The 673-nt window shown below is 46.8% G+C and carries 1 protein-coding gene; it reads left to right on the top strand.

All coding sequences use genetic code 11. The annotated features are described in order from the left end of the window. Window positions 1–673: T9SS type B sorting domain-containing protein (locus ACVC43_RS00155; RefSeq protein ID WP_452222548.1), on the top strand; the 673-nt coding region annotated here is incomplete at both ends.

Below are 673 nucleotides of genomic sequence, written 5' to 3'. Positions count from 1 at the left end.
ACACAGGCTTAGATCCTGCACAATACACGTTTGAGTGGAGTTATCAGGGCACGGTATTACCAAGCGAAACAGGGCCAAGTATTATGCCAACACAAGGCGGTGTGTACACCGTTGTGGTAACCGATAATGCTACAGGCTGTAGCAGCGATGCCACTACCTTTGTAGAAGTAAGCGAGCCACCAGTAATTAGCGCAGAAGTCACCACCTTAGCCTTTGCAGACCAGCATGACATACAGGTAACTGCAACAGGCACCACAGGTACCTCAATAGCCGTGTACGAGTTTAGTATCGATGGTGGCAGCTGGGAGATGAATACGCCAAACGATGGTACTTATACCTTTACCGATGTGGCAGCAGGAGAACATACCATAACAGTAAGAGATATTTTAGGTTGTGGTGAAGCCACCCTAACCATTATGGTGATGGATTACCCACAGTACTTTACACCAAATGGCGATGGTTACCACGACACCTGGAACATTTATGGCATAGGCGACCAGCCAGATGCTGTAATCTATATCTTTGATCGTTTTGGAAAACTGTTAAAACAACTTAGCCCAACAGGCGCAGGATGGGATGGGACTTACAACGGTAACCCAATGCCAACAAGCGATTACTGGTTTACTGTAGAATACAGAGAACCAGGCACAGACCAAAAGAAATCGGTTCGTGC

Source organism: Lacinutrix chionoecetis (genome assembly GCF_053604665.1).
This window is presented reverse-complemented; position numbering and strand designations above follow the sequence as displayed.